The organism is Halomonas sp. (genome assembly GCF_052095765.1).
In the GTDB taxonomy this organism is placed as follows: domain Bacteria; phylum Pseudomonadota; class Gammaproteobacteria; order Pseudomonadales; family Halomonadaceae; genus Halomonas.
Genome location: NZ_JBQDJZ010000095.1, coordinates 1 through 5,034 on the forward strand (window position 1 = coordinate 1; position 5,034 = coordinate 5,034).

A 5,034-nucleotide genomic window follows, 5' to 3' on the forward strand; every position below is an offset into this window, starting at 1 on the left:
TAGCCTGTGGAGCGACTGGATCGGGGGGCCGTGGCTTAGCCACGGCCTAGTGAAGGCGTGCTGAAGCAGGAAGGTTCTCGGGGCGACCCAATAACCTTCGCCCAAAGCGCCTGGCGCGGCGGGCGGGGAGTGTCAGAACTTAAGGTTTCGAATGATCCAAGCCCATAGCCGCGCCTGGTGGCGCGCGACCCTGGCCCTTTGTCTGGGCTCCTTTCTTGTTTTCATCAATCTCTATGCGCCCCAGCCGTTGTTGCCTGAGCTGCGCGAGACCTATGCTGTCTCAACACTGGGTATCAGCTTGGTGATGTCGGTGGCCACCCTGGCGGTGGCTGCGTCGCTGCTGGTTTTCGGCCCCTTGTCGGATGCCGTTGGTCGGGGAGCTATCATGCGCTTTACCCTTCTGGCAGGCGGTGTTTTATCACTGTCATTGGCTCTGGCGCCCAACTTCGAAACGCTATTGGTGTTGCGTGCACTGCAGGGGTTTTTCCTAGGCGGCTTACCGGCAGTGGCCATCGCCTGGATGGGCGACGAGTTTGAGAAGCGAGCGTTGCTGACCGCGGTGGGGTTGTATATTGGAGCCAATACCCTAGGTGGTATTGGGGGGCGCATCGTGGGCGGTTCGGTGGCGGAAGCGAGTACGGCCTCGATGAGTTTTGTGGTCGTGGGATGCATCACACTGGTCGGTCTTGTCGTGTTCTGGAAGCTGCTGCCTGCGCCAAAAGCCTTTACACCCCATCCGTTTGAATTGCGCACCGCGCTTGCTGATCTGCGCGCGCATCTGCGCAACCCGCTGCTGCTGGGGGCCTATCTGCTGGGCGGGCTGAACTTCCTGATTTTTATCAATCAATACAGCTATATCACCTTTCACCTGGCCGAAGCACCTTACTCCTTGGGCGCCAGGCTGCTGGGGCTGATCTTTCTCACCTACCTGGGTGGCACGCTGGGATCGGCGCTGTCTGGCCGCATTGCGGCGCGGCTGTCGCAGCCTATTTGCATGATGTTGGGCATTGTCATTCTGATGGCAGGCACCGCCGTTACCCTGGCGGATTCGTTGGGCTGGATCCTGACTGGACTCACCATCAATGCCTTTGGTTTCTTCCTGGCACATTCCATGGCGTCAAGCTGGGTGGGGCGTCAGGCACTTGCTGCCAGGGGCAGCGCCTCAGCACTTTACCTGGTGTTTTATTACACTGGCGCCAGCCTCGGTGGCTTCTGGCTGGAGCCGTTCTGGCAATCGTCCGGCTGGTTCGGTGTGGCGCTGGCGTCCTGGCTGATGTTGAGTGTCACCCTGGGGATTGCGATCTGGCTGCAGTACCGCGAACAGAAAGCATGAACAGCGCCTGAGCCGTTAGCTGCCAGGCGTAGCAAAACCACCGGCTTCATCGCCCCAGACTTCCTCAAGGCGTTCAACGCGGCCGCAGGCTGACTTGTAAAAGCGGTAGCGCAGTGGGTTTTCCTTGTAGTAGTTCTGGTGTTCCTGCTCTGCCGGATAAAAAGTGGCGGCATCAAGGATTTCTGTGGTGATGCTACGGCCGAAGCGCTTAGCCAATTCCTCGCGGCTGGCTTCAGCCAGCTCACGCTGCGCGTCGTTGCTGACAAATATCGCGCTGCGGTACGACTCGCCCTCATCGCAGAACTGACGGTTGACGGCGAAGGGGTCGATGTTGCGCCAGAACACATCTAGTAGCTCGGCATATTCGACCTGCTCGGGGTCATATTCTACTTCGACGACTTCCAAGTGGCCGGTGCCGCCGCTGACGACCTCCCGGTAACTCGGGTTTTCCGTATCACCACCGCTGAAACCGGAGAGGGTGGTGGTGACGCCAGCCACCTTGTCGAAGGCTTCCTCAACGCACCAGAAGCAGCCGCCGGCGAAAACAGCATGCTTACTCTCTGCCAGAGCGCTTACAGACAGTGCAGACAGCGGTAAGGCAATCAGTGCACCCGCGACCAGGCTGGCGAAACGCTGGTTGTGCAAGGCATGAACCCTGGCAGGAGATTTGTGTGGCTTGTTCGGCATGGCTGGCACTCCGGGATGAAAAAAATCTGCACCAGTTTGAACGTTTGTGCTCACGGTAGTTCAGTATAGGGGCCTGGCCTGATGGCCTAACATCTTATCAACCGCGTTTTTTACCGACAGGAGGCTTGGCGTGGCACACAAACGCCTGATTATTGCAGCAGGAATTATTGCGTTGCTGGCGGTGTTTTTTGTCAGTGATGCCTACCAGCTTCTGACACTGGAAAATATTAAAGCCAGCCAGGCGCGCTTTCAGGCGCTGTTTGATGCCAGGCCGCTGGCGGTTGCGGGCGTCTTCTTTGCGGTCTATGTGCTAATGGCGGCGCTGTCGCTGCCAGGAGCTGCGCTACTGACGCTGCTCGGTGGAGCGATGTTTGGCTTGGGCTGGGGCTTGCTGCTGATTTCGTTTGCCAGCAGTCTGGGTGCTGCTTTGGCAGCATTGATTGCCCGTAGCCTGCTGCGCGCGCCACTGGAGCGACGCTTTGCCACTCAGCTTGCGCGAATCAATGCGGGTATTGAGCGCGAGGGTGCCTTTTACCTGTTTACACTACGGTTGATTCCGATTTTTCCGTTTTTCGTCATCAACCTGGTCATGGGGCTGACTCGGATGCGGCTGACGACTTTCTACTGGGTCAGTCAGCTCGGCATGTTGCCGGCGACCGCTGTCTATGTGAATGCCGGCCGTGAGTTGGGCAGCCTTGAGTCGTTGTCGGGCATTCTATCGCCGGGGTTGATCGGCTCGTTTGTGTTGCTTGGTCTGTTTCCCTGGCTGGCCCGGGCAGGTGTGTCGTTTATGGAGCGCAGGCGATTGGCCAAGCGCTATAGGCGGCCCACGCATTTCGAGCAGGATATTGTCGTTATCGGTGGCGGCTCGGCAGGGCTGGTGGCCAGCTATATCGCCGCGGCGGTGAAGGCCAGGGTGATGCTGGTCGAGCGCGAACGGCTGGGAGGTGACTGCCTGAATACCGGCTGTGTGCCCTCCAAGGCACTGATTCGTGCGGCGCGCAGTGTTAGCGACATTCGCCGTGCCCCGCGTTATGGCGTGCAGGCTGGTGAGCCTTGCGTCAACTTTGCCGAAGTGATGAGCCATGTGCATCAGGCGATTCGCGAGGTCGAGCCCCACGATAGCCGCGAGCGCTATGAAGGGCTCGGCGTCGAGGTGGTGGAAGGCAATGCCCGTCTGGAAGACCCATGGCGGGTGCGTATCGGCGAGCGCGTTGTGACTACGCGCCATGTGATCATTGCCAGCGGTGCTCGGCCTCGAATTCCTGATCTGCCGGGTCTTGAGGATATCGAGGTGCTGACCTCCGATAATCTCTGGCAGCTCACTGAACTGCCTAAGCGGCTTGTCGTACTGGGCGGTGGCCCGGTTGGTTGCGAGCTGAGCCAGAGTTTCGCGCGCCTGGGCAGTGCGGTCACCCTGGTAGTGAGGGGTAAGCAGCTGTTACCACGGGAGGACGCCGACGTTGCCGATGAGGTGGTTCGCGGGCTGGCCCAGGACGGCGTAACCCTGGCGCTGGGCACCCGGGCGCTGCGCGTTATCGCCAAGGGTGCTGAAGACGGTGCTCATCTGTTGCAGGTCGAGCGTGACGGCGAAGCTCAGTGTTTAGCCTTCGACCAGTTGTTGGTGGCTATTGGGCGCAAGGCCAATGTCACTGGGCTTGGTCTGGAAGCGCTGGGTGTGGCACTGCGCGACGATGGCACCCTGTCGGTGGATGAAAGCCTGTGCTCGGTGCTACCCAATGTTTGGGCCTGCGGTGATGTTACTGGCCCTTACCAGCTGACCCATGCCAGCGCACATCAAGCCTGGCATGCCACGGTTAATGCGCTGTTTGGCGAGTTCAAGCGTTTCCGGGCCAGCTACCGCGCGATGCCGGCGGTGACATTCACTGCCCCCGAGGTGGCAAGAGTCGGGCTCAATGAACACGAGGCCAAGCAGCAGGGGATTGACCATGAAATCACCCGTTATTCGCTGAGCGAGCTGGACCGGGCTATCGCTGAAGGTGAGCGCGGTGGCTTCATCAAGGTGCTGACGGTGCCGGGCAAGGATCGCATTCTTGGTGCGACCCTGGTGGGCGAGGGCGCTGGAGAGATGCTGGCTGAGTTTACGCTGGCCATAACGCACAATATCGGCCTGAACAAGATCCTGGGCACCGTGCATCCGTACCCCACGCGCTCCGAGGCAGTGAAAGCGACCGCAGGGGTGTGGAAGAACGCCCATAAGCCCGAGCGCGTGCTGGATTGGCTGAAACGCTACTTTGCCTGGCGGCGCGGCCAGGCAGATAGACGGTGATATAAGGATCTGGCCATGCTAGATCGCTGGACCATGCCGATGACCCAGAAGCCGCTGCGTTGGCTGACGCGGGGGCTGGCGCGCGCGGGTGCAAGGCCCGACCAAGTAACGCTAGCAGCTTTCGTAATTGGCATGTTGGCGCTGCCGTTACTGGCGTTCGAACTGTATTGGGCGGCGCTGGTTGCCATCCTACTGAATCGGCTGGGGGGTGGTCTGGATGGGGCATTGGCAAGGTTGACTGATACAGCCAGTGATGCCGGGGGGTTTCTCGATATCGGCTTGGACTTTGTGTTCTATGCCGCCGTCGTGCTTGGCTTTGCGTTGGCCAATCCTGCCGCCAATGCTCTGGCTGGCGCGCTGCTGCTGTTTGCGTTCATTGGCACCGGCACCTCCTTCCTGGCCTTTGCCATCATGGCAGCCCGGCATCAGCTGCAGCGGCCCAGATTCCAGCACAAAGCATTTTATTACCTGCATGGGCTGACAGAGGGCACCGAGACAGTAGCTGCGCTGGTGGCATTCTGTCTGTGGCCTGAGCACTTTGCACTGCTGGCGACCGTGTTTGCCACTGCCTGTGTGCTGACGACCGTTACTCGGCTGTGGGGTGGCTATGTGACGCTGAAAGCCCTGGGAAAGGCCGCGACGGATGACTGAGCGCGAGATGTTTTAAAGGGCGCTCTGACGCAGGTGCATACATAAAAGCTGAGTGGGAAATAAGAGCAGGGCA

At 59.8% G+C, this 5,034-nt stretch carries 4 protein-coding genes; 3 read left to right on the forward strand and 1 reads right to left on the reverse strand.

Features of this window, described 5'->3' with window-relative positions; all coding sequences use genetic code 11:
- Positions 1-151: 151 nt before the first annotated feature.
- Positions 152-1,333 carry an MFS transporter gene (locus tag ACTH3D_RS11175; protein ID WP_441667189.1) on the forward strand — a complete coding sequence of 394 codons (1,182 nt, stop codon included), beginning with the start codon at positions 152-154 and terminating at the stop codon, positions 1,331-1,333.
- A 15-nt stretch (positions 1,334-1,348) separates the two neighbouring features.
- On the opposite strand, the gene msrA is transcribed toward ACTH3D_RS11175, so the two are convergent.
- Positions 1,349-2,020 (reverse strand): peptide-methionine (S)-S-oxide reductase MsrA, encoded by a 672-nt coding sequence (msrA, locus tag ACTH3D_RS11180; protein ID WP_441667190.1) that lies wholly within the window; start codon positions 2,018-2,020, stop codon positions 1,349-1,351.
- A gap of 130 nt (positions 2,021-2,150) precedes the next feature.
- Here msrA and ACTH3D_RS11185 point away from each other — a divergent pair, with 130 nt between their 5' ends.
- Both ACTH3D_RS11185 and ACTH3D_RS11190 read left to right on the forward strand, forming a co-directional pair.
- Entirely contained in the window at positions 2,151-4,310 is a 2,160-nt protein-coding gene (locus ACTH3D_RS11185; protein ID WP_441667191.1) for an FAD-dependent oxidoreductase, read from the forward strand.
- 15 nt (positions 4,311-4,325) lie between these two features.
- A complete protein-coding gene (locus ACTH3D_RS11190) occupies positions 4,326-4,961 on the forward strand; it encodes a CDP-alcohol phosphatidyltransferase family protein (protein ID WP_441667193.1) in 636 nt (211 codons plus the stop codon).
- Positions 4,962-5,034: the final 73 nt, after the last annotated feature.